Annotated in this window: 24 protein-coding genes and 2 tRNA genes; 18 read left to right on the top strand and 8 right to left on the bottom strand. The window is 67.2% G+C overall.

Translation table 11 applies throughout. From position 1 onward, the window contains the following. Positions 1 to 226 precede the first annotated feature (226 nt). The 9 genes from LTH93_RS03640 (at position 227) to LTH93_RS03600 (ending at position 9,917) form a co-directional block, all read left to right on the top strand. Positions 227 to 1,153 carry an ABC transporter permease gene (locus LTH93_RS03640; protein WP_241470104.1) on the top strand — a complete coding sequence of 309 codons (927 nt, stop codon included), beginning with the start codon at positions 227 to 229 and terminating at the stop codon, positions 1,151 to 1,153. After that, positions 1,146 to 2,078 carry an ABC transporter permease gene (locus LTH93_RS03635; protein WP_241464011.1) on the top strand — a complete coding sequence of 311 codons (933 nt, stop codon included), beginning with the start codon at positions 1,146 to 1,148 and terminating at the stop codon, positions 2,076 to 2,078. Before LTH93_RS03640 ends, LTH93_RS03635 begins: the two co-directional genes overlap by 8 nt. 13 nt (positions 2,079 to 2,091) lie before the next feature. Further along, the gene (locus tag LTH93_RS03630; RefSeq protein WP_241464012.1) at positions 2,092 to 3,195 is read left to right on the top strand and encodes an ABC transporter ATP-binding protein; all 1,104 of its coding nucleotides are present in this window, start codon (positions 2,092 to 2,094) and stop codon (positions 3,193 to 3,195) included. Continuing rightward, entirely contained in the window at positions 3,192 to 4,247 is a 1,056-nt protein-coding gene (locus tag LTH93_RS03625; RefSeq protein ID WP_241464013.1) for an ABC transporter ATP-binding protein, read from the top strand. Before LTH93_RS03630 ends, LTH93_RS03625 begins: the two co-directional genes overlap by 4 nt. Positions 4,248 to 4,526: 279 nt before the next feature. Beyond that, positions 4,527 to 6,473, top strand: coding sequence for a translational GTPase TypA (gene typA / locus LTH93_RS03620; RefSeq protein ID WP_241464014.1), 1,947 nt, complete (start codon positions 4,527 to 4,529; stop codon positions 6,471 to 6,473). Continuing rightward, the gene (locus LTH93_RS03615; RefSeq protein ID WP_241464015.1) at positions 6,473 to 6,937 is read left to right on the top strand and encodes a hypothetical protein; all 465 of its coding nucleotides are present in this window, start codon (positions 6,473 to 6,475) and stop codon (positions 6,935 to 6,937) included. The genes typA and LTH93_RS03615 overlap by 1 nt, the downstream gene beginning before the upstream one ends. Before the next feature lie 37 nt (positions 6,938 to 6,974). Further along, a complete protein-coding gene (fdxA, locus tag LTH93_RS03610; protein ID WP_036474056.1) occupies positions 6,975 to 7,295 on the top strand; it encodes a ferredoxin in 321 nt (106 codons plus the stop codon). Positions 7,296 to 7,333: 38 nt separating this feature from the next. After that, complete coding sequence (gene dapC, locus LTH93_RS03605) at positions 7,334 to 8,503, top strand: succinyldiaminopimelate transaminase (protein ID WP_241470103.1); 1,170 nt, start codon at positions 7,334 to 7,336, stop codon at positions 8,501 to 8,503. Positions 8,504 to 8,633: 130 nt separating this feature from the next. Next, entirely contained in the window at positions 8,634 to 9,917 is a 1,284-nt protein-coding gene (locus LTH93_RS03600) for a citrate synthase (RefSeq protein WP_241464017.1), read from the top strand. Positions 9,918 to 10,015: 98 nt separating this feature from the next. Here the strand turns inward: LTH93_RS03600 and LTH93_RS03595 are convergent, their stop codons facing one another. Then, positions 10,016 to 11,089 (bottom strand): hypothetical protein, encoded by a 1,074-nt coding sequence (locus LTH93_RS03595; protein WP_241470102.1) that lies wholly within the window; start codon positions 11,087 to 11,089, stop codon positions 10,016 to 10,018. A gap of 47 nt (positions 11,090 to 11,136) precedes the next feature. Further along, a complete protein-coding gene (dapD, locus tag LTH93_RS03590; protein ID WP_241464020.1) occupies positions 11,137 to 12,090 on the bottom strand; it encodes a 2,3,4,5-tetrahydropyridine-2,6-dicarboxylate N-succinyltransferase in 954 nt (317 codons plus the stop codon). An 87-nt stretch (positions 12,091 to 12,177) separates the two neighbouring features. On the opposite strand from dapD, the gene dapE reads away from it, so the two are divergent. The 3 genes from dapE to LTH93_RS03575 are packed head-to-tail and all read left to right on the top strand — an operon-like array spanning position 12,178 to position 14,521. Then, positions 12,178 to 13,311 carry a succinyl-diaminopimelate desuccinylase gene (gene dapE / locus LTH93_RS03585; RefSeq protein ID WP_241470101.1) on the top strand — a complete coding sequence of 378 codons (1,134 nt, stop codon included), beginning with the start codon at positions 12,178 to 12,180 and terminating at the stop codon, positions 13,309 to 13,311. Between the two features lie 51 nt (positions 13,312 to 13,362). Further along, positions 13,363 to 14,076: an SDR family oxidoreductase gene (locus LTH93_RS03580; protein WP_241464023.1), complete on the top strand. Its 714-nt coding sequence runs from the start codon at positions 13,363 to 13,365 to the stop codon at positions 14,074 to 14,076. A gap of 10 nt (positions 14,077 to 14,086) precedes the next feature. Next, complete coding sequence (locus tag LTH93_RS03575; RefSeq protein WP_241464025.1) at positions 14,087 to 14,521, top strand: GNAT family acetyltransferase; 435 nt, start codon at positions 14,087 to 14,089, stop codon at positions 14,519 to 14,521. A gap of 25 nt (positions 14,522 to 14,546) precedes the next feature. Here LTH93_RS03575 and LTH93_RS03570 read toward each other — a convergent pair whose 3' ends face one another. Then, positions 14,547 to 15,152, bottom strand: a complete 606-nt coding sequence (locus tag LTH93_RS03570; protein WP_241464026.1) for a TIGR00730 family Rossman fold protein — start codon at positions 15,150 to 15,152, stop codon at positions 14,547 to 14,549. Positions 15,153 to 15,217: 65 nt separating this feature from the next. Here LTH93_RS03570 and LTH93_RS03565 point away from each other — a divergent pair. Further along, positions 15,218 to 15,289 (top strand) — tRNA-Asn (locus tag LTH93_RS03565). 140 nt (positions 15,290 to 15,429) lie between these two features. After that, positions 15,430 to 16,305 (top strand): formyltetrahydrofolate deformylase, encoded by an 876-nt coding sequence (gene purU, locus LTH93_RS03560; RefSeq protein ID WP_241464028.1) that lies wholly within the window; start codon positions 15,430 to 15,432, stop codon positions 16,303 to 16,305. A gap of 99 nt (positions 16,306 to 16,404) precedes the next feature. Here the strand turns inward: purU and LTH93_RS03555 are convergent, their stop codons facing one another. After that, positions 16,405 to 16,851 (bottom strand): Hsp20/alpha crystallin family protein, encoded by a 447-nt coding sequence (locus tag LTH93_RS03555; protein ID WP_241464030.1) that lies wholly within the window; start codon positions 16,849 to 16,851, stop codon positions 16,405 to 16,407. Between the two features lie 226 nt (positions 16,852 to 17,077). Here LTH93_RS03555 and LTH93_RS03550 point away from each other — a divergent pair, with 226 nt between their 5' ends. Beyond that, positions 17,078 to 17,947 (top strand): siderophore-interacting protein, encoded by an 870-nt coding sequence (locus LTH93_RS03550; RefSeq protein WP_241464032.1) that lies wholly within the window; start codon positions 17,078 to 17,080, stop codon positions 17,945 to 17,947. Positions 17,948 to 18,017: 70 nt separating this feature from the next. Here LTH93_RS03550 and LTH93_RS03545 read toward each other — a convergent pair whose 3' ends face one another. Continuing rightward, the gene (locus LTH93_RS03545; protein ID WP_241470100.1) at positions 18,018 to 18,464 is read right to left on the bottom strand and encodes a TM2 domain-containing protein; all 447 of its coding nucleotides are present in this window, start codon (positions 18,462 to 18,464) and stop codon (positions 18,018 to 18,020) included. Positions 18,465 to 18,544: 80 nt separating this feature from the next. Here LTH93_RS03545 and LTH93_RS03540 point away from each other — a divergent pair, with 80 nt between their 5' ends. The 3 genes from LTH93_RS03540 to LTH93_RS03530 all read left to right on the top strand — a co-directional run bounded on the left by LTH93_RS03540 (position 18,545) and on the right by LTH93_RS03530 (position 21,477). Beyond that, the gene (locus LTH93_RS03540; protein WP_241464035.1) at positions 18,545 to 19,516 is read left to right on the top strand and encodes a phage holin family protein; all 972 of its coding nucleotides are present in this window, start codon (positions 18,545 to 18,547) and stop codon (positions 19,514 to 19,516) included. Positions 19,517 to 19,525: 9 nt separating this feature from the next. Beyond that, on the top strand, positions 19,526 to 20,167 hold the full coding sequence (locus LTH93_RS03535; RefSeq protein ID WP_241470099.1) for a CDP-alcohol phosphatidyltransferase family protein: 642 nt from the start codon (positions 19,526 to 19,528) through the stop codon (positions 20,165 to 20,167). Positions 20,168 to 20,262: 95 nt separating this feature from the next. Next, positions 20,263 to 21,477, top strand: coding sequence for a glycosyltransferase (locus LTH93_RS03530; RefSeq protein ID WP_241470364.1), 1,215 nt, complete (start codon positions 20,263 to 20,265; stop codon positions 21,475 to 21,477). Positions 21,478 to 21,544: 67 nt separating this feature from the next. Here the strand turns inward: LTH93_RS03530 and LTH93_RS03525 are convergent, their stop codons facing one another. The 3 genes from LTH93_RS03525 to LTH93_RS03515 all read right to left on the bottom strand — a co-directional run bounded on the left by LTH93_RS03525 (position 21,545) and on the right by LTH93_RS03515 (position 23,463). Then, complete coding sequence (locus LTH93_RS03525) at positions 21,545 to 22,834, bottom strand: PQQ-dependent sugar dehydrogenase (protein ID WP_241470098.1); 1,290 nt, start codon at positions 22,832 to 22,834, stop codon at positions 21,545 to 21,547. A 100-nt stretch (positions 22,835 to 22,934) separates the two neighbouring features. Further along, positions 22,935 to 23,008: transfer RNA gene (locus LTH93_RS03520), tRNA-Ile, on the bottom strand. A 68-nt stretch (positions 23,009 to 23,076) separates the two neighbouring features. Further along, complete coding sequence (locus tag LTH93_RS03515) at positions 23,077 to 23,463, bottom strand: 6-pyruvoyl trahydropterin synthase family protein (protein ID WP_241464040.1); 387 nt, start codon at positions 23,461 to 23,463, stop codon at positions 23,077 to 23,079. Positions 23,464 to 23,481: the final 18 nt, after the last annotated feature.

Below are 23,481 nucleotides of genomic sequence, written 5' to 3'. Positions count from 1 at the left end.
TGGGTGTTTGGTGGCCCTCTTTTCTAAACAAAACCCTTTCTCGGCGCGCGGCCCCCCCCCCCCCCCCCCCCCCCCGCCTCTGGCATGTCGACGCGCAAGGATTCCGGAAAACCGGGTCCAAGTCCCTATCATTGATCGCGGCGTCGCCCTCGACACAGAGAAGACCTCTCTGACGAGACAGATGCTCGGCGCACCCGCGCCACCACCCGCACCCACAAGGACAGCAATGACCCGCTATATCATTCGGCGTCTGCTCCAGTTCATCCCGGTCATCCTGATCTCCACGCTGATCGTCTATGCACTGGTCTTCGCCATTCCCGGTGACCCCATCCGAGCCCTCGCCGGGGACCGGCCGATGAGCGACGCCGTCAGGGAGACCCTGCGCGAGCAGTACAACCTGGATGACCCGTTCCTGGTCCAGTACTTCAAATACATCTGGGGCATCGTCACCGCCCTGGACTTCGGTTCGACCTTCAACGGCCGCCCGGTCACCGACATCATCGAACAGCGCCTGCCGGTCACCGCGACGCTGGCCCTGGTGACCCTCGTGATCCAGACCATCATGGGCGTCATCGCCGGCATCCTCGCCGCCCTGTACCGCGACCGCTTCTTCGACCGCTTCGTCCAGGTCTCCACCGTGGCCATGGTGGCGCTGCCCACCCTGGTGATCGGCTTCCTGCTCCAGCTGATCTTCGGACTCAACCTGGGCTGGTTCCCCATCGCCGGGATCAACAACGGCATCACCAGCTACATCCTTCCCGCCCTGACCATGGCTGCGGTCTCCACCGGCATCCTGGCCCGGCTGGTGCGCAGCGAGCTGCTGGACTCGCTGAAGTCCGACTATGTCCGCACCGCCACCGCCAAGGGGATGAAGCGCACCCGGGTGATCACCCGCCACGGTCTGCGCAACTCGCTGATCCCCGCCGTCACCTTCATCGGCGCCGACCTCGCGAGCATGCTCGGCGGCTCCATCATCGTGGAGACGATCTTCAACCTCCCCGGACTGGGCCAGCAGGTCTTCAACTCCATCCAGGGGCAGGAGGGCACCGTCGTCGTCGGCATCGTGACCCTCTTCGTGCTCTTCTTCGTGGTGATCAACCTGATCGTTGATCTCCTCTATGGCCTTCTCGACCCAAGGATCCGTTATGAGTGAGACACACCGCCCCGAAGCGCGCGGGGAGCCGATCGACTCGACCATCACACCCGCCGGAGAATCGACCAAGAAGGTCGAGGAGGCCAGCCTGCTCGCCGATGCCTGGCGCTCGCTGCGGAAGAACCCCTGGTTCATCATCTCCGCGGTCCTGCTGGTGCTCTTCCTGGGCATGGCGATCTTCCCGCAGCTGTTCACCAACACCGATCCGCGCGAGTGCCTGCTCGGACGCAGCCGGCAGTCGCCCTCGGCCGAGCACTGGTTCGGCACCGATGTGCAGGGCTGCGACTACTACAGCCGAGTCATCCACGGCGCCCGGAACTCCATCGCCGTCGGATTCATCGTCGCCATCGGCACCTTCATCATCGCCGTGGTCCTCGGCCTGGTCGCCGGATACTTCGGCTCCTGGGTCGACGCCGTGATCTCACGCATCACCGACATGGTCTTCGCCGTGCCCTACATTCTGGGTGCGCTGGTGTTCCTCAACGTGCTGGAGTCCCGCGGGGTGCGCGAAGTGGCCTTCGTGCTGATCATCTTCATGTGGCCGACCATGACGCGTCTGATGCGCGGCTCGGTCATCTCGGTGGTGAACTCCGAGTTCGTGCTGGCCGCCCGCGCCCTGGGCGCCGGACCGATCACCATCATGCGCCGGCACATCCTGCCCAACTCGCTGGGACCGGTGATCGGCTACGCCACGGTGTTCACCGGCATCATCATCGGCGCCGAGGCGACGCTGACCTTCCTCGGCGTGGGCCTGCAGCTGCCAGCCATCTCCTGGGGGCTGCAACTCTCGGATGCGCAGCCGTTCCTGCAGACCGTCCCGCACCTGCTGCTGTTCCCGGTGATCTTCGTGGGACTCACGGTGTTCGCATTCATGACCATGGGCGACGCCATCCGCGACGCCCTTGACCCCAAATCCAAGAAGTGAAGGGCTGGATCTCATGACTGAATCCCAGACCTCGACCGGGTTCACCCCCGGCACCAGTCCCGGCGACGCCCCGCTGCTGGAGGTCAAGGACCTCCAGGTGGAGTTCCGCACCAAGGCCGGCGTCGCCAGGGCCATCAACGGGCTGAACTTCACCCTGCACGCGGGGGAGACCCTCGCGATCCTGGGCGAGTCCGGCTCGGGCAAGTCCGTGACCGCGCAGACCATCATGGGCATCCTGGACATGCCCCCGGGGCGGATCGCCGGCGGCGAGATCCGCTACCGCGGCGATGACCTGCTCACCATGAACGAGGAGTCGCGCCGGAAGCTGCGCGGCGGGAAGATCGCGATGATCTTCCAGGACGCATTGTCCTCGCTGAACCCGGTGCTGCCGGTCGGCTGGCAGATCGCCGAGATGTTCCGCGTCCACCGCGGGATGAAGCGCAAAGAGGCCAGGGCAAAGGCCGTGGAGATGATGCAGCGCGTCGGGATCCCCGGCGCCGAAGAGCGGGCGGGCGACTTCCCGCACCAGTTCTCCGGCGGCATGCGCCAGCGGATCATGATCGCCATGGCCATCGCCCTGGACCCCGACGTGCTGATCGCCGATGAGCCCACCACCGCGCTGGACGTGACCGTCCAGGCCCAGGTGATGCGGCTGCTCAAGGACCTGCAGACCGAGTTCAACATGGGGCTGATCCTGATCACCCACGATCTCGGCGTGGTCGCCGACGTCGCGGACAAGATCGCGGTGATGTACTCGGGACGCGTCATGGAGGCCGCCGACGTCTACGAGACCTACGCCAAGCCCGGTCACCCCTACACCCAGGGCCTGCTGGCCTCGATCCCGCGGATCGACGACGAGGGCGGACGCCTGCGCGCGATATCGGGGCTGCCGCCCTCGCTGACCGACATGCCGCCGGGCTGCCCGTTCAACCCGCGCTGCGAGTTCGCCACCGACCGCTGCCGGACCGAACGTCCGGAACTGCGGCTGGTCGCCGAGGGACACCTCTCGGCGTGCCACTACGCCGAGGACGTCTACGCCGGCACCGCCACCCGCACACGGCGCCCGTCACCCACCGGCGCCGGCATGATCGACGTCTCTGAGGAGGCACCAGAATGAGCCTGTCTGTTCCCGCCGCGGCCGCGGACCCCTTCGCCGACAAGCCGTCGGTCCTCGAGGTCGACGGCCTGGTCAAGCACTTCCCGATCACCCAGGGCATCGTCTTCCAGCGCAAGGTCGGCGCCGTCAAGGCCGTGGACGGGGTGAGCTTCAACCTGCGCGAGGGCGAGACCCTGGGCATCGTGGGAGAGTCCGGCTGCGGCAAGTCCACCCTGGCGAAGCTGCTGATGCGCCTGGAGGAGCCCGACGCCGGCACCGTGAAGTTCCGCGGCAAGGACTTCCTCTCGGTCAAGGGCGATGAGCTGCGCCGGCTGCGGCGCAAGATCCAGATCATCTTCCAAGACCCCTACACCTCGCTGAACCCCCGCATGTCCGTGGGCGACATCATCGCCGAGCCGTTCAAGCTGCACCCGGAGGAGAAGCCGAAGCAGGGGATCCGCAATCGGGTCAAGGAGCTGCTGGACCTGGTCGGGCTGAACCCCGAGCACATCAACCGGTACCCGCACCAGTTCTCCGGCGGTCAGCGCCAGCGGATCGGCATCGCCCGCGGGCTGGCGCTGAACCCCGATGTCATCATCTGCGACGAGCCCGTCTCGGCGCTGGACGTCTCGGTCCAGGCGCAGGTGATGAACCTGCTCGACGACCTGCAGAAGGAGTTCGGGCTCAGCTACATCTTCATCGCCCACGACCTCTCGGTCGTCCGGCACATCTCGGACCGGGTCGGTGTCATGTACCTGGGCAAGCTCGCCGAGCTGGGCACCCAGGACGAGATTTACACCGGTCCGGCACACCCCTACACCCAGGCGCTGCTCTCCGCGGTGCCGCTGCCGGACCCCACCCTGCGCGGGGCGCGCGAGCAGATCGTGCTCCAGGGCGACCCTCCGAACCCGGCGAACCCGCCCTCGGGCTGCCGCTTCCGCACCCGCTGCTGGAAGGCCACCGAGATCTGCGCCACGCAGGAGCCGGAGCTGATCTCGCGCGGTCAGATCACCCAGCTGACCGCCTGCCATCACGCCCAGCAGAACGAGAAGGTCATCCCCTCCCACGGCTAGCCCGCGCCTGGGTCGCAGGCGTGGTGACGCCTGCGGCACAGGCCTCGCGAAGCCGGCCTCCCAGGCTCAGCTCAAGCGCCGGTGACCACAATCATTGCCGGTCTCGCCGTTCGAGGCCGTACACTGGAAAGGTGTGGTCGCGACACGGCCGTGTCGCTGTGCGCTCTGACCCACCCGAATCCACACTGTTGAACCACGAAGTGACATGGACGAGTCGAGGCATGACATCGACCGACCAGACACGTCACACTCTCCTCTATGGAAGGCGTTGCCCCTCTTATGACCACTGCTGCCGCTCGTACACTTGCAGGCACTGACGAGCGCCAGGATCTGCGCAACGTCGCCATCGTCGCTCACGTCGACCACGGCAAGACCACTCTGGTCGATGCCATGCTCACCCAGACCAAGTCTGTCGGTGGCCACGGCGATCTCGAGGACCGGGTCATGGACTCCGGTGAGCTCGAGAAGGAGAAGGGCATCACGATCCTGGCCAAGAACACCACCGTGTTCTATTCCGGCCCGGCCGCCACCAAGCACGCCGGCATGGACAAGGTCACCATCAACGTGATCGACACCCCCGGTCACGCCGACTTCGGCGGTGAGGTCGAGCGCGGCCTCTCCATGGTCGACGGCGTGGTGCTCCTGGTGGACGCCTCTGAGGGCCCGCTGCCCCAGACCCGCTTCGTGCTGCGCAAGGCACTGAACGCCCAGCTTCCGGTGATCCTGGTCGTCAACAAGACCGACCGCCCCGATGCGCGCATCGACGGCGTCGTCTCCGACACCATGGACCTGCTGCTCGGCCTGGCCTCCGACGTCGCCGAGGAGAACCCCGACCTGGACCTGGACTCCGTGCTGGACGTCCCTGTGGTCTTCGCCTCCGGCAAGGCCGGCCGCGCCTCGAAGAACCAGCCCGAAGACGGCGGACTGCCCGACGCCGAAGATCTCGAAGCGCTGTTCGACACCATCCTCGAGCACGTCCCGGCCCCGAAGTACGACGCCGAAGAGGTCCTTCAGGCCCACGTCACCAACCTCGACGCCTCACCCTTCCTCGGCCGCCTCGCCCTGCTGCGCATCTTCAACGGCACGCTGAAGAAGAACCAGCAGGTCGCCTGGGCCCGCAAGGACGGCACCATGAAGACGGTGAAGATCACCGAGCTTCTCGCCACCAAGGGTCTGGAGCGCGTCTCCGCCGAGTCCGCCGGACCGGGTGAGATCGTCGCCGTCGCCGGCATCTCCGACATCATGATCGGTGAGACCCTCACCGACCTGGAGAACCCCAAGCCGCTGCCGACCATCACCGTGGACGACCCCGCGATCTCCATGACCATCGGCATCAACACCTCGCCGATGGCCGGCCGGGTCAAGGGCGCGAAGGTCACCGCCCGCCAGGTCAAGGACCGCCTGGACAAGGAGCTCATCGGCAACGTCTCGCTCAAGGTGTTCCCCACCGAGCGCCCCGACACCTGGGAGGTCCAGGGCCGCGGCGAGCTCGCGCTGGCCATCCTGGTCGAGCAGATGCGCCGTGAAGGCTTCGAGCTGACCGTGGGCAAGCCCCAGGTCGTCACCCGCGAGATCGACGGCAAGCTCCACGAGCCCATGGAGAACATGATCGTGGACTCTCCCGAGGAGTTCATGGGTGCGATCACCCAGCTCATGGCGTCCCGCAAGGGCACCATGACCACGATGACCAACAACGGCACCGGCTGGATCCGCATGGAGTTCATGGTGCCCGCCCGCGGCCTCATCGGCTTCCGCACCAAGTTCCTCACCGACACCCGCGGCGCCGGCATCGCCTCCTCCTACGCCGCAGGCTACGAGCCGTGGAAGGGCCTGATCGAGTACCGCACCTCCGGTTCGCTGATCTCCGACCGCACCGGCACGGCGACCCCGTTCGCCATGATCAACCTGCAGGAGCGCGGCACCTTCTTCGTGGACCCGCAGGAAGAGGTCTACGAGGGCATGGTCGTCGGCGAGAACGCTCGCCACGACGACATGGAGGTCAACATCACGAAGGAGAAGAAGCTCACCAACATGCGTGCAGCGGCTGCCGACTCCTTCGAGGGCCTGACCCCGCCGACCAAGCTGACCCTCGAGGAGTCCCTCGAGTTCGCCAATGAGGACGAGTGCGTGGAGGTCACCCCGCATTCGATCCGCATCCGCAAGGTCATCTTGAACTCCTCCGAGCGCATGCGTGACACACGCAAGAAGAAGAGCGCTTCACAGTAATGACCGCACCGCAGGACACCGCGACACCCTCGCGGAGAAGCTCGCTGCGACCAGCGCTGCTGGGCGTCTGCTTCTCCGCAGGGGTGGTCCTCGGGATCCTGGGCACCGTGCTCCACGGCAACATCCTGATGCTCGGGCCCACCGAGACCGGGACCGTGCTGCCCTGGGGCGCGGCGCTGGCCCTGCTGATGTGCCTGCTGGCGCAGCTGTGGGCCGGGCTGAAGAGCGGCTCGCTGCTGGAGCCGATGCTGATGGGCGTGACCACCTTCACCGTGGCCTCGATCGCCTACCTCTGGCCCGGACCCGACCAGCTCGTGGTGCCCTACAGCCCCGAGGCCATGGCGCTGCTTCCCGGACCCACGCTGGCCTCGGTGATCTGGTGGCTGGGCACCGCGGCGGTGACCCTTATCAGCATGGTCCTCGTCAAGTGGATCATTGTGCGGGACCGCGCCGCATCTCGGTAGACTCTACTTACGCACTCGTAGAAAGACAGAGGAGTCCATGACGTACATCATTGCCCTTCCTTGCGTGGATCTGAAGGACAAGGCCTGCATCGATGAATGTCCGGTGGACTGCATCTATGAGGGGGACCGGATGCTTTACATCCACCCCGATGAATGCGTGGACTGCGGCGCCTGCGAGCCGGTCTGCCCGGTGGAGGCCATCTATTACGAGGACGACACCCCGTCGCAGTGGTCGGAGTACTACCGCGCCAATGTGGAGTTCTTCGACGAGGTCGGTTCCCCCGGCGGCGCGGCGAAGGTCGGGCTGATCCCCAAAGACCACGAGATCGTCGCGGCCCTGCCCCCGCAGCAGCAGTGACCCAGCAGCCCTGACCACTCACCCCAGCGGAGGCCTCCATGCTCACCCTTCCTGAGTACCCCTGGGATGCGATGGCTCCCTACCTGGAACAGGCGCGGCAGCACCCCGAGGGAGTCGTCAACCTCTCCATCGGCACCCCCGTGGATCCCACCCCTGCGGTGATCCAGGCGGCGCTCACCGCGGCCGCCGACGCCCCCGGGTACCCCACGACCCATGGCACGTTCGCGCTGCGCGAGGCGATCTCCGGCTGGTTCGCGCGCCGCCGGGGGGTCACCGGGCTGGACCCGGAGAACATCCTTCCCACGGTGGGCTCCAAGGAGCTCGTGGCCTGGCTGCCCACCCTGCTGGGACTCGGTGCCCGCGCGGGAGCCGGAGCCGCCGACGTCGTGCTCCGCCCGCTGGTGGCCTACCCGACCTATGACATCGGCGCGCAGATCGCCGGAGCCACCCCGCTGGCCACCGATGATCCGCTCAGCCTCGACGAGGAGACCCTGCAGCGGGTCAAGCTGATCTGGATCAACTCACCCTCGAACCCCACCGGAGCGGTCGCCGGAGTCGACTGGATGCGCGAGGTGGTCCAGCTCGCCCGCCGCATCGGTGCAGTGGTCGCCTCTGACGAGTGCTACGCCGAACTCCCCTGGGAGGTCGAGGACGACGACGTCCCCTCGGTCCTGGACCCGCGGGTCTGCGGGACCGATCCGGAGACCGGCAGGGCCGACCACCGGGGACTGCTCGCGGTCTACTCGGCGTCGAAGCAGTCCAACCTCGCCGGCTACCGCGCCGCCTTCGCCGCGGGCTGCCCGGAGCTGATCAGTGGGCTGATCAACACTCGCAAGCACGCCGGAATGATCGTGCCCGCCCCGATCCAGGCCGCACTTGCCGTGGCGCTGAACGACGACGCCCACGTGCAGGCCCAGCGCGAGCTCTACCGCCGGCGTCGTGCGCTGATGGTGCCGGCGCTGCAGGCCTCCGGCCTGCAGATCGAAGAATCCGTCGCCGGTCTGTACCTGTGGTGCCGCGCGGCGGAGTCAGACCCCTCCGCCGCCACGGCGGAGCACACCTGGGCGCTGGTGGATCAGATGGCGCAGCGCGGGATCGTCGTCGGCCCCGGGGTGTTCTACGGCGAACAGGGCAACGGGTACATCCGGGTGGCGCTGACAGCCACGGATGAGCGCATCGCCGCCGCGGCGAACCGGCTCACGGGCTGAGCCGGGCTCGCGGGCCCGGGCCCGCGAAAGGCACACCCCGAGGCGTGAACCATGACACAACTGGCAACCGACCGTGACCAAGCGGTAGGTTTGTCATGATGTCCCCCTAGTGTGTCTGATAAGGAGACCCATGACTGAGCAGTCTTCTGCCCGCCTGAATTATCAGGGGGGAGATCTGGAACTACCCGTGCATTCGTCCGTGGAGGGCAATGTCGGTCTCGGTATCGCACCGCTGCTGAAGACCACCGGCGCTGTCACCTATGACCCCGGCTTCATGAACACTGCGAACGCGCAGTCTGCGATCACCTACATCGATGGCGATGAAGGGATCCTGCGCTACCGCGGCTACCCCATCGAGCAGCTGGCCGAGAAGTCCAGCTTCCTCGAGGTCTCCTACCTGCTGATCTACGGCGAGCTGCCCACCCAGCAGCAGCTCACCGATTTCGACACCGTCACCCGTCGGCACACCCTGCTGCACGAGGAGCTGCGCGACTTCTTCGGCGGCTTCCCCCGTGACGCGCATCCGATGCCGGTGCTCTCCTCCGCGGTCTCGGCGCTGTCCACCTATTACCCGGACTCGCTGGATCCCTTCAACAAGGATCACGTGGAGCGCTCCACCTACCGGATGCTCGCGAAGGTCCCCACCATCGCGGCCTACGCCTACAAGAAGTCCATCGGCCAGCCGATGCTCTACCCGGACAACAACCTGACCCTGGTCGAGAACCTGCTTCGCGGCTGCTTCGGCGTGCCTGCCGAGCAGTTCGAGCTGGACCCCACCATCGTCAAGGCCCTGGACACGCTGTTGATCCTGCACGCGGACCACGAGCAGAACTGCTCCACCTCCACCGTGCGCCTGGTCGGCTCCTCGCAGGCGAACCTCTTCGCCTCGGTCTCCGCCGGCATCAACGCCCTCTACGGCCCCGCCCACGGCGGCGCCAACGAGGCCGTGCTGGGCATGCTGCGCCAGATCCAGTCCGGCGACGTCAGCCCCGAGGCCTTCATGGAGAAGGTCAAGAACAAGGAAGACGGCGTCCGGCTCATGGGCTTCGGCCACCGGGTCTACAAGAACTACGACCCGCGCGCCCGCGTGGTCAAGGGCATCGCCGATGATCTGCTGGCCAAGCTCGGCGGCGACGACGAGCTCTTCGACATCGCCCAGCGCCTGGAGCAGAAGGCGCTGGAGGATGACTACTTCATCGAGCGCAAGCTCTACCCGAACGTGGACTTCTACACCGGCCTGATCTACAAGGCGATGGGCTTCCCGGAGAAGATGTTCACCGTGCTCTTCGCGCTGGGCCGGCTTCCCGGCTGGATCGCCCAGTGGCGCGAGATGATCGAGGATCCGTCCACCAAGATCGGACGGCCCCGCCAGATCTACATCGGCGAGCCCGAGCGCCACTACCCCGGAGTCTGACCCTCCCTCCCGTCGTCGAGCGGCGGATTCTCCGACCATCTGAGCGCCTTTTCGGCCTCAACCGGTCGGAGAATCCGCCGCTCAACGCGGTTAAGGGGTCAGCGGCGGGAGAAGCCGATGACCACGGCGTCCTCGCTGACCGTCTCCGCGCGCTCCCAGCGGCCCGAATCGCGGTGCCACTCGTAGGCGCCGGCGTGCACCGACTGGACCCCGTAGGTCTCCGCGGAGGCCACGGCCCACTGCGCCACCAGCCATTCCGGCTCGCTGTGCTCGGTCGCTGGGTCCTCGGCAGCGCCGTCTGCATCATCTTCGGTGGCCCCGGCCTCGTCTTCGACAGCGCTGACCGAGATCCGCACCACGGCTGATTCGCCGGAGCCTTCCACGGCCGCCGCCTCGGCGCCGAGCATCCCGGAAAGCGAGCCCTGGAGCTCACCGCGCAGCCCCTCGGCGTCCGGACCGGGGACGTCGAGCTGGCTCAGCTGACACGTCATCACCATGGGCTGCAGGCCGGTCAGCGGTCGGGCGAAGGCCCGGGCCAGCTCCTCGTGCTGCGGGTAGAACGTCGGGTTCTGCGGTCGGCCCAGCGCCTCGGCGACCTCCTCGAGTCCCAGGTCGGGCGACCATGCACCCTCACCCTCGCCCTCGCCGTCGCGGCTGTCGATCAGCCGGGCGTAGAAGTCTTCGGAGGTGATCGGGGTGGAGCTGGTGGCTTTCACCGCGTCCCACTGCGGGCCGCCGTCGGCGAAGAGCACCGGCGACGGCGGAGCCTGCCCCTGCTCGGAATCAGCAGCCTCCGCCTCGTCGCCGTTCTCCGCCTCCTCGGCGTCTTCCTCCACAGGGTCTGCCCGGTTGTCCAGGTTCGTCTCCTGCAGCGAGATCGCGATCGCGTCGGTGGCGGCCTGAACCGGCAGCTCCAGCTCCGCGGCCGCGGCGGCGAGCTGCGCAGCCGAGTAGGTCTGCGCCGGGGTGAGCCGGTGCTCCATCTCGCCGACCGTCACGGAGCAGCGTTCATCGAGGAGATACTCGTTCTCCTCGATCAGCTGCCAGGCCCCGTAGCCGGTCGCGCCGACGGCGGCCGCGACCACGGTGATGGCCGCGACGGCCTTGACCCGACGACGGCGTCGGTGCACGGTGCGGGTGACGGTGATGGGGCGATCAGCGCGGGGACTCATCCAGACCTTTCAGCTCTGGGTCGACTCGGCGTCGACCCGGTGTCGGCTCAGTTGCGGTGCAGGGCAGCGTTGAGCTCGACCTTCTGGCCCTTGCGAGGCACTGCCTGGACCGCGCCGGTGACGGAGTCGCGGCGGAAGAGCAGGTTCGGCACGCCTGAGAGTGCCGAGGCCTTCACCGTGTCCATGACGGTGCGGTCATCGGCGAGCACCGAGATCTTGGTGCCGGCGGTGACGTAGAGCCCGGCCTCGATGACGCAGTCATCGCCGACCGAGATGCCCACACCGGAGTTCGCGCCCAGCAGCACGCGCTCACCCAGGGTGATCTTCTCCCTGCCGCCCCCGGAGAGGGTGCCCATGATGGACGCGCCGCCGCCGATGTCGGTGCCGTCGCCGACCACGACCCCGGCGGAGATGCGGCCCTCCACCATGGAGGTGCCCAGCGTGCCGGCGTTGAAGTTCACGAAGCCCTCGTGCATCACGGTGGTGCCCTCGGCCAGGTGCGCGCCCAGGCGCACCCGGTCCGCGTCGCCGATGCGCACACCGGAGGGGGTCACGTAGTCCACCAGGCGGGGGAACTTGTCGATCGAGTGCACGCTGACGTGTCCGCGGGAGCGCAGCTTCAGCCGGGTGGTCTCGAAGTCGGCGACCGCGCAGGGCCCGAAGTTGGTCCAGACCACGTTGCTCAGGTGACCGAAGATGCCGTCGAGGTTGATGGTGCGCGGTTTGACCAGCCGGTGGGAGAGCAGGTGCAGGCGCAGCCACACGTCGGAGGCGGAGCTCGCCTCGGAGTCGAGGGCGGACTCCACGGAGACCACCTGGGTGGTGACCCCGCGGTCAGGATCCTCGCCGGTCGCGGCCTGCAGGGCGGCGATCAGCTCGGCGTCGTCGTTCTCGGACAGGGGGGCCATCACAGGGCGCGGGAACCAGGTGTCCAGGACGGTGCCGTCGGTGGTCACCGTGGCGAGGCCATGGCCGGATGCAGTTCGAATGTCAGTGCTCATGGCACCATCCTACTTTTTCCGGCGCTGGAGCCCAGGAGCGTCCTGTTGCGGGTCCCATGCGCGGGGGCGTTCGCCTAGGCTGGGCGGATGGATATCCGTGGACTGCTCTCCGGCGACGTCGCCGCGCTCACCGAGGCGATCATCGGCTGCGAATCCGTCTCCGGCGACGAGACGGCCCTGGCCGACGCCGTAGAGGCCGCGCTTCAAGACCTGCCGGGCTTGCGCGTGCATCGCGACGGCGACACGATCATCGCGCGCACCGAGACCGGAGCGGCGCAGCGGATCATCCTCGCCGGGCACCTGGACACCGTGCCGCTGCCGACCACTCCGGGCTCCCGCGGCACCGTCCCGCCGCGCTGGGAGCAGACCGAGGGTGTAGACGTGCTCTACGGCCGCGGCGCCACAGACATGAAGGGCGGTGTGGCGGTGCAGCTGAAGCTCGCCGACGACGTCGCGGCGCGCCTGGCCGCGGGAGGCTCCCTGGACCGCGACATCACCTGGGTCTTCTACGACCACGAAGAGGTCGAGGCCAGCAAGTCCGGTCTCGGACGGGTGCTGAACCGCGTGCCGGAGCTGCTGGACGGCGATTTCGCGGTGCTGCTGGAACCCACCCACGGCGTGGTCGAGGGTGGCTGCAACGGCACCTGCCGCTTCGAGGTGACCATCCCCGGGGTCGCCGCGCACTCCGGGCGGGCCTGGATGGGGGAGAACGCGATCCACGGCACCGCCGGGCTGCTCCGGGTCTTGAGCGAGTACGCGCCACAGACCATCACGGTGGAGGGCCTGGACTACCGCGAGGGGCTCAACGCGGTGCGGATCCGCGGCGGGGTGGCCGGAAACGTCATCCCGGACTCCACCGTGGTGGAGATCAACTACCGGTTCGCCCCGGACAAGACCGAGGAGCAGGCCCACACCCATGTCCGTGAGGTCCTCGCCGAGGCCGGAATAGGCGCGGCTCAGCAGAAGGTGACCGACAGCTCCGCGGCCGCGCGGCCAGGGCTGGACCATCCCGCGGCCAAGGCGTTCATCGACGCCGTGGGCGGAGAGCCGATGCCCAAGTACGGCTGGACCGATGTGGCACGGTTCTCGGCCAGGGGAGTCCCGGCGGTGAACTTCGGCCCCGGAGACCCGCTGCTGGCACATTCCGACGATGAACACGTCACCGCGCAGGCGCTGCGCGACTGCCACACCGCGCTGCACCGCTGGCTGCTGGACGGCTGAGCTGCTGCGCCGCCACGGCAGCCCTCGGAGCGGATCCTCTAAGCTGATTTCATGACCCAACAGCAGACCGCCAGCACTCGTCCAGTCGCCCTGATCACCGGGGCTTCCCGCGGGATCGGCAAGGCCATCGCCGCCGAGCTCGGCCGGGACCACCACATCCTGGTCGGCGGGACGAACCCCGAGACCGTGGACGCCGTGGTGCAGACCCTGCCCAGCGCCGAACCGTTCCTGCTGGACCTGACCGACCTCGACGCGATCGCCCCCGCGCTGCAGGCCGCCGGGCTCGCCCGACTCGACGTGCTCGTCCACTCGGCCGGACTCGCCTGGATGAACCCGGTCGCGGAGACCTCTCCGACGCAGTTCCAGGAGATGTTCACCGTCAACGTCTTCGCCGTCGCGGAGCTGACCCGCGCCGCGCTGCCGCTGCTGCGCGAATCCACCGGACAGGTGCTGAGCATCAACTCCGGGGCAGGATTCACCGCCGGACCCGGAAGCTCGCTCTACTCCGGGACCAAGTTCGCGCTGCGTGCGCTCACCGACGCGCTGCGCGAGGAGGAGCGGGGCCGGGTCAGGGTCACCTCGATCCACCCAGGCCGGGTGGACACCGACATGCAGGTCGCCCTGCAGGAGTCCATGGGCAACGAGGACTACGACGGGGGCATCTACATCTCCCCGCAGGCGATCGCCGAGGCGGCGCGCACCGTGGTGGACATGGAGGACGCCTCCATGGTGGAGAGCATCTCCATCCGCCCGGTGCAGAGATAGCAGGGAAGACGTGACCGACCTGCGCGTCACCGAGCTCCCCGAAGAACTGCTCGATGCCGCCGTCGGGCTCTGGCAGCAGGCCGGGCTCACCCGGCCCTGGAACGACCCGCTTGAGGACTGCCGGCGGGCCCTCACCGGAGAAGAGTCCACGGTGCTCGCAGCGCTCGACGCCGCGGGGGAGCTGGCCGGCACGGTGATGGTCGGCCAGGACGGTCACCGCGGCTGGATCTACTATCTCGCCGTCGACCAAAGGCATCAGGACCAGGGGCTCGGCAAGGCGCTCCTGGCCGGGGCCGAGGACTGGCTGCGCGGGCGCGGGGTGCCCAAGCTGATGCTCATGGTCCGGCAGGAGAACGCAGGCGTCCAGGACTTCTACCGGGCGCTGGGCTACACCGACCAGGACACCGTGGTGCTGGGCCGCTGGCTGGACACCGAGCTGGATTGACGCCCGGCTGCCCGACGGCTGAGCCTCAGCGTCCGGCGGGAGGCGTCCAGGCTCGCAGCTTCGCGATCAGGTCCTGCGGATCGGTGCTGATCACCAGTGCCGCGCGGCGCCAGGCGGACATGAAGCCCTCATCGACCATATGGTCCACCATGGCCAACAGCGGATCCCAGAATCCCTTGACGTTGTAGAGCCCCACCGGCTTGGCGTGCAGACCCAGGTACTGCCAGGTCCACACCTCGAAGAACTCCTCCAGCGTTCCCATGCCGCCGGGCAGCGCGATGAAGCCATCACCGAGGTCCACCATCCGGGACTTCCGGGTATGCATGTCGGGCACGATCTCCAACGAGGTCAGCCCATGATGTCCCACCTCGCGTCCGATCAGCACCTCGGGGATGATCCCGTGGACCTCGCCGCCGGCCTCCAGGGCCGCATCGGCGATCTGCCCCATCAGGCCGACCTTCCCGCCGCCGTAGACCACGCCGATGCCGGCCCCGGCCAGCGCGGTGCCGAGCCGGCGGACCTCTTCGGTGTAGTCGAGATCAGCTCCGGAGGCGGAACCGGTGAAGACCGTGAGAGCATTGAACCGCGGGGCAGGGGCAGTCGCTGGGGTGTCGAGAGATACAGGCGTCACGGATCTATGATTCCACAGCGATTTCACAGCGACCAGGAACCCCTGTTAGACTTTCGTAGTCGCAATCCTCCATAGCTCAACGGCAGAGCACTCGACTGTTAATCGAGCGGTTGTTGGTTCGAATCCAACTGGGGGAGCAGATTCGCCCTCGCCCTCACGGGCGGGGGCGTTTTTCATGTCATAGTGTGCTTCGTGCGACGCTGTCCGTGACGGGGCCGCTTCGATGATGCAAGGCTGTCCCGCCGCCCTGACCTGGTGAACCTGATTCGGAGACTTGATGAGCGCCCCTGAGACGAAGACCCACGACATCGCCCGGCTGATCATCTCCTGCCCGGACCAGCCAGGGATCGTGGCGGCGGTCTCGGAGCTGATCGCCGAGGTCGGCGGCAACATCATCAGCCTGGACCAGTACTCCACCGGCGTGGAGGACGGCCGATTCTTCCAACGCACCGTGTTCCACCTGCCCGGACTCGCCGCGGCGAAGCCCGCGGTGGAGCAGGCCATCCAGACGAAGCTTGCTGATCGCTTCTCCATGGACTATTCGCTGGCAGCGGCAGATCAGCCCAAGCGGGTGGCGATCTTCGCGTCCAAGACCGACCACTGCCTGCTGGATCTGCTCTGGCGGCACCGCCGCGGTGAGATCCCGATGGACATCGTCATGGTCATCTCCAACCACGCCGACCTCGCCGAAGATGTGCGGCCCTTCGGGATCCCGTATTTCCACGTGCCGGTGATCAACGGGGACAAGGCTGCGGCCGAGGCCCGGCACCTGGAGCTGCTGAAGGGCAACGTCGACATGATCGTGCTCGCCCGGTACATGCAGATCATCTCCGAGGACTTCCTCGAACATGTCGGGGCTCCGGTGATCAACATCCACCACAGCTTCCTGCCCGCCTTCATCGGCGCCGGCCCGTACCAGAAGGCCGCTGACCGCGGAGTGAAGCTCATCGGCGCCACTGCCCATTACGTGACCAAGGACCTCGACGAGGGTCCGATCATCGAGCAGGACGTCATCCGGGTCTCGCACAGCGACGACGTGGCCCAGCTCACCCGCTTCGGCGCCGACGTCGAACGCGCCGTGCTCTCCCGCGCGGTGAAGTGGCACTGCGAAGACCGGGTCATCCGCAACGGCAGCACCACGATCGTCTTCTAGCTCTTCTCCTCCGTCGAGGGGCGGATTCTCCGGGTGCCTGACGGGCCGGGAAGCCCAGACTGGCCGGAGGATCCGCCTCTCAGCGAGAAGAGGGAGGGATCAGGATTCGAGGTTCTTCTCGCGCTCGGTGGAGGTGACCTGGATCTTGCGCGGCTCCTCGGTGGCGTAGACCCCGGTCACGCGGACCGTGAGCACGCCTGACTCGTAGGTCGCAGAGATCGCGTCACTGGAGACCTCGCCCGGCAGGGTGATGGTGCGGGAGAAGGACCCGTAGCGCACCTCGCGCAGACCCTCGGCCTCGGTCTCGCTGCGACGCTCCCCGGACACGGTCAGCGTGCGTCCGGTCAGTTCGACCGCGACGTCCTTGTCCGGGTCGATGCCGGGGAGGTCGGCGCGCAGGACCAGGTCCTCACCCTCGCGATGGGCATCCACGGCGGGCACGAAGCCGGCCTGGCGCTGGGCCGCATCCATCGAGGGAGTCCGCATGCTGCGGAAGACATCGTCGATCAGGGCGAAGGGGTCCAGACGGGTCAGAGAGTTGTTCATAACGGCAATCAGCTCCTTATGCTCATCGCTCTATAGGACTGGGTCAGTGCCTTGCGGCGTCGGTTCCTGTGGAACCCACACCCAGTATATTCCCAAGTTGAGCATGATGCACTCAACTTTTTCGACGGATTGGACAACGATTCGAGCACGGGCTTCTGTCGCAATACAGGCCCCCGCAGCTGAGGCTCACCTCCGCCGGGCCACCCGGTTCGATTAGAGTGCCGGGGTGTCCAAGTCAAAGAAAACGCGCATCCAGCACGTCCTGGCCGTCGAGGCCAAGAAGCAGCTCAGTCCGCACATGATCCGGCTGGTCCTGGGCGGACCCGGGTTCGAGGCGATCGAGTTCAAGTCCGTGGGGGAGTCGCCTGCCACGGACCAGTACATCAAGCTGCTCTTCCTTCCGCAGAGCGCCGCGGAGGCCGCGCAGCTGCCCGAGGGTCTGGACCTCAGCCGCCCCTACGACATGGACGCGCTGCGCGAACAGCTGCGCACCGAACAGATGCCGGCGACCCGGACCTACACCATCCGCCACGTCGACCATGAGAACTCGCAGATCTGGGTGGATTTCGTGGTCCACGGCGAGGAGGGCCGCGCCGGAGTCTGGGCGAAGAACGCGCAGATCGGGGAGCAGATCAGCTTCTTCGGGCCCGGGAGCGGCTACGCTCCGCGCGGGGAGGCTGAATGGCACCTGCTGGCCGGTGACGAGGCCGCGCTGCCCGCGATCGCCTCGGCGCTTGAATCGATGGCTGAGGACGCGCGCGGGGTCGCCGTCGTCGAGGTCCGTGACGCGGCCGAGCGCCAGCCGCTGGATGTCCCCGCAGGGATGGACCTGGTCTGGCTGCACCGCGAGGCCGACTTCAGCCCGGAGACCACGATGCTCGCGGAGTACCTGGAGGAGCTGGCCATCCCGGAAGGTGATGTGCAGGTCTTCGTGCACGGCGAACGGGCCCAGATGAAGCGGATCCGCCGCATGCTGGTGGATCAGAAGGGGCTGGAGCGCAAGGCGATGTCACTTTCCGCATACTGGGCGAACGGCCGGATCGAGGACCAGTTCCAGGCCGAGAAGCGCACCCCGGTGGGGCGGATCGAGGACTGAGCGGGTTCCGCAGAGCGGAGCAGCGAGCCAGGGAGGCCAGGAACGACGACTCCGCCCATCCCGCGTCGACTCAGCCCGCCACCCCTGAGCTGGTGCCGACCACCAGGGCGAAGACCAGGCCGACCGCCAGCAGCAGCATCGTGATCGCCGAGCACACGCCAGCCCGCTCGCGGTGCCCGGCCAGTCGCAGGTCCGCACGGTCACGCATGGACCCGGCGAGCAGCATGATCAGGTCGATCAGCGTCCAGGTGAAGATGATCGTGATGCAGAGCAGCCCGAGATTCGCGAATCCTGAGACCATCAGCGCGACGGCGGCGATGCTCACCAGCACCATCAGCGACGCCGTCACCGGGCGGTTCAGATACCACCGATGCGCCCCTGCGGGCCCCATGAGAAGTGTCAGGAGCCAGGCGATCACAAAACGTTTCTCCGAGGTGGGCTGGCTCTCGTACGCCCGCTGGTCAGCCTCGGTGTAGGTGTTGGCATAGAGCTCTTCGAAATCGTACTGGTCAACCATGTTCTCAATCGTATAGGTGGTAGTTTGTAGTGAACTGAACACCCACCCTCGAGCACCATCTCTCTTATGGAGGCGCAGTCTTGTCTCAGCCCGGAACCGGCCGCACAAAGGGCACGGCGCCCCGTACGTCGCTGCTCGATGTGATCAAGGTCGTACTGCGACTCGGCCCCAAGCAGATCAACGACGAGATCCAGCTGGCCATCGGCCAGATGAAGACCAAAGGTGTGGCCGCGGGCATCGCCGTGGCCCTCATGGTCGTCGGCGTCGTCTTTCTCACCTTCCTCGTGGTGGCGCTCATCGTCGCCGCCGTGGCCGCGTTCGCGCTGATCTTTGAACTCTGGGCCGCCGCGCTCATCGTGGCCGGCATCTTCTTGCTGATCGCGCTGATCTTCGCGCTCATCGGGCTGCTCAAGTTCCGCAAGACGCTGCCGCTGCTGCCCGAAGACGCCATCCGCGGCTTCCGCCTTGATCTCGGAGTGGCCCGCGAAGGCACCCGCTTCGATCCGCAGAGCCTGGATCAGGCGGATTCCGAGAAGCGTCGGCAGAAGGAAGAGTCCAAGCGTCAGGCGGCCGAACAGGCGAAGAAGGACGCGAAGACTCCCGGCGCCGGTTCCCCGACACCTCCCACCTACAGCGAGCTGCTTCGCCGCACCGGCCTGCGCCGCGATCACCTGGCCTCGCTTCAGGACCAGATCACCTCCAGCACCCGAACCATCGCCGAGAGCGTCAAGGACCGGGCTGAGAACGTCAAGGACAAGGCCGAGAGCATCGGCTCCAAGGCCCGCGGCGGTTCCAAGCCGAAGCCCAAGGCCGACCGCGGCTCCTCCGACCGGGTCGGACCCAAGCCGAAGACCCTCGGTGCCGCCGGTGAGCCGGTACGCGTCCCACCCGCCGCCGAGCCCAAGATCGAGGGCGTCCCCGCCGCCGCAGGCCAGGAGTCGGGCGCACACGCTGCCGGAGAGTTCGTGGCTGCGCGGTGGAAGCCGCTCGCCGTCGTCGCCGGTTCTGCTGCTGCAGGTGCAGTCTTCCTCCGCGAGCTTGTGAAGAAATAAACTGCCCCGGTGAGACTGATCGGTGCCGGAACCCAGGATGGTTTCGAGTACACCATGCGTGAGACGTTCTGGACCGCGCCCAACATCGTGACCGTGCTGCGGGCCCTGCTGATCCCCGTGTTCGTCTGGCTCGTGGCGCAGGACCAGTACATGGCTGCGTTCTGGGTGCTGGTCGTCCTCTCCAGCACTGACTGGATCGACGGGTACATCGCCCGACGCTTCGATCAGATGTCCACGGTGGGCCAGTGGCTGGATCCGTTGGCGGACCGGCTCGCACTGATCACCGTCAGCGCCACCCTGGCCACCTTCGGCATCGTGCCGATCTGGGTCGTGCTCGCCGTGGTCATCCCCGACCTGATCCTCTCGGTCAACACCTATCTGCTCTTCAAAGGACCACCTCCGCTGAAGGTCACCCTGCTGGGCAAGCTGCGCACCGCGTGCCTGCTGATCGGGCTGCCGCTGGCCCTGCTGGGTTCCACCGGGATGCTGCGCGAGGGCCTCATTCCTGACATCGCCTTCGTGCTGCTGGCGCTCGGCGCGGCGATGCATATCATTGCTTCAATCGACTACTTCATCAAGGCCCGCCGCGAGGCGGCGCGGCTGCGCGGCGAACAGGCCCGCCCGGACACCGAGGAGGATTCGACCGCCTGATGATGAACCACGTGCCCGCCGATGCTCGCCGTGATGAGCCGGGGGAGAAGCCTGCCGGGGAGCCCGAAGAGAAGCCCGAAGAGAAGCCCGCGGAGATGCCTGAGGTGAACCCCGCTGAGCACCCCGGTGGGAAGCTCAGGATCCTGATCGCCGCCGACACGTACCCGCCCGACGTCAACGGCGCGGCGGTCTTCAGCCACCGGCTGGCGAAGAACATGGCGGCCCGCGGTCATGAGGTCCACATCGCTGCCGCTAGGACCAGCCGCGGCCCTGACATGGTCGAACACACCGACGAGGCCACCGTGCACCGGTTCCGGTCATTCAAGGCCCCGACCCACGAGTACATCCGGCTCTGCCTGCCCTGGCTGGTGGAGCCCGCCATGGGGCGGCTGATGGACGAGCTGCAGCCCGACGTCGTCCATGTCCAGTGCCACTACATGATCGGCAAGGCTGCGATCGATGCCGCCGCCGAACGCGGTCTGCGCACCATCGCGACCAATCACTTCATGCCCGAGAACCTCGACCCGTTCCTGCCCTTCCCTGCCTGGTTCCGCCGGATCGTGGCGAAGAACTCCTGGCGGGACATGGGCAAGCTGATGGGCAAGGCCGCCGTGGTGACCACCCCGACCCCGCTGGCGGCGCGGACCATGATGGAGCGGGCAGGATTCAAGAAGGTGCTCCCGCTCTCCAACGGGATCGACGTCGAGAACTACCGGCTGCGTCCCGGTGAGGTGCTGACCCCGCCCGAGAGGCCCACGGTGCTCTTCGTGGGCCGTCTGGCCGTGGAGAAGAACGTGGATGTGCTCATAGACGCGATCGGCAAGACCGATCCGGGGCTGGGGATCGGACTGGACATCGTCGGCGACGGCGAGCAGCGCGATCGTCTCGCCGCACAGATCCAGGAGCTGGGCCTGGACGATCGAGTGCGGATGCGCGGCCATGTCGACGAGGACGCGCTGCGCCGCGCCTACCTCGAAGCCGACGTCTTCTGCCAGCCCGGGACCGCTGAGCTGCAGTCGCTGGTCTCCCTGGAAGCCATGTCAGCCGGGCTTCCCGTGGTGCTCGCCGACGCCCTGGCGCTGCCGCACCTGGTGCAGGAGGGGGTCAACGGCTACCTCTTCGAGCCCGGGAACTCCGCACATCTGGCGGCACGGTTGGAGCAGCTGTTCACGATGAGCCCGGAACAGCGCACCGCGATGGGGGAGCGCAGTCGGGAGCGGGCGGGCCGGCACAGCCTCGACACCACGATGAACGCCTTCGAGAAGCTCTACCGCGGCGCGGACTGGATCGAGAACAAGCACCCGCAGTAGCGGAGGCCGGCGTCTCTGCCGTTGCGTCTCTGCCGTCGCGTCCGCTGGCGAGGTCACTGTGCCGGGGTCACTCCGCCGGGGTCAGGCGCAGCAGTTCGGCGCCGTCGCCGTCTTCGATGATCCAGATGCTCCCGTCGGGGGCCTGCTCCACGTCGCGGATCCTGGCCCCCATGTCCCAGATCTCTTCCTCCCCGGCCTGATCGCCGTCGAGCTCCACCCGGACCAGGGCTTCACCCGAGAGCGCCCCCATGAAGGCGCTGCCGGTCCAGTCCTGGAACATCTCACCCTGGTAGATCATCAGGCTGCCGGGGGAGATGGAGGGGGTCCACCAGGCGGCGGGGGCCGCGAAGCCGTCACCCTCGGTGTGGTCAGGGATCTCTGCGCCGCCGTACTGGGAGCCGTTGGAAGCCTCGGGCCACCCGTAGTTCTCGCCCGCCTCTAGCAGGTTCAGCTCGTCGCCGCCCTCGGGGCCCATCTCGGAGATCCAGAGCTCCCCGTCGGCGTCGAAGTCGATGCCCAGCGGATTGCGGTGACCATAGGTCCAGATCTCCTCGGTGACGTCCCCGTCCTCGGTGAAGGGGTTCTCCGGAGCCGGTTCGCCCTCGGGGGTCAGACGCATCACCTTGCCCAGGCCGCTGGAGAGATCCTGCGCCGGGTCGAGCTGCTGACGGTCCCCGGAGGTGACGAAGAGGTGCTCTCCGTCCGGGCTGAACGCGAGGCGGTGCGAGAAATGCCCTGCGCCGGAGGTCTTGGGGTCCTGCTCCCAGATCACCGTGAGGTCCTCCAGCGTCGCAGTGTCCCCGGAGTCCACCAGCTGCGCGTGTCCGACGACGGCACCGGTGCCCGCCTCCGAGGCGTTGATCCAGCTCAGGTAGACGCGCTGACTGTCGTCGAAGTCGGGGGCGGCGACGACGTCGCCCAGGCCGCCCTGACCCTCGACGACGATGTCCTCGGGCAGGCCGCTCACGCTGATGTCATCGGCGTCCGCAGAGTCCTCCGGCGCGGCAGAGCCGTCCGCGCTGCGCAGGAACAGCTCGCCGTATCTGCTGGTGATGAGCATCTGCTCGGTCCCGGGCAGGAACTCCAGCGCCCAGGGGGCGTCATAGCTGCCCTGCTCTTCGATGCTGAACGGCGCAGCGTCAGGGTCGGGGCTCGGGTCCGCGTCGGGTGCTTCAGAGTTCGGTGATTCGGCGTCTGGTGATGCGGCGTCTGGTGATTCGGGGTCTGTGGATTGAGAGTCTGCCGCGTCAGTGCCGGTCTCAGCACCGTCGCCGGCTTGCTCCGTGGAGGGTTCGGCGCAGCTGACGAGCAGCAGAGAGGTGAGGATTCCGGCAGATATCGCAGGTAGACGTCCCATGACCCGACCCTAGTTCAAGCGTGTGCCCGGCCGGAACGTATGACAGAGGTCACGGTGGCTCGTCAGCAGACGTAGCCCGCCTGAACCTGACTTTCGACGGTAGGGCGTCTGGGACTTGAACCCAGGACAAAAGGATTATGAGTCCTCTGCTCTAACCAACTGAGCTAACGCCCCTCGGGTCCGCGCGCACGATGAAGAGTCGAGTCGCGAGGACACTCCGACATACTACCGAGCCTGCCCGCTCAGAGCTGAACCCTGACCGACGCGCGGGCCCGGGGGTGCTCCTCGGCCTGCACCTCCAGCGCCGTGAGCCCATGGTCGGCGGGGAGTCCCGCGACCAGCTTCTCGGCGATGTGCTCGATGATCACCTCGGTGGTGGTGAACTTCTCGGCGAGCTCGGTCACCTCGTCGAGGTTCTTATAGCGCAGCGGCTCCAGCGTGGCGGCGAGCAGCTCGGTGGCGGCCCCGATGTCCAGGACCACGCCGTACTCGTTGAGGCTCTCGCGGAAGAAGCTGGCCTCGATGCTCAGCGTGGCGCCATGGAGGTTCTGCGCTGGTCCGAAGAACGGGTCCTTCAGGCTGTGCGCGATCATGATGTGGTCATCGACGGTCAGGCGGAATCGGCTCATGGCTCTCCTAGGTGGTGG

The sequence above is a fragment of the Nesterenkonia sp. DZ6 genome (assembly GCF_022565835.1).
Taxonomy (GTDB): Bacteria; Actinomycetota; Actinomycetes; order Actinomycetales; family Micrococcaceae; genus Nesterenkonia.
This window is presented reverse-complemented; position numbering and strand designations above follow the sequence as displayed.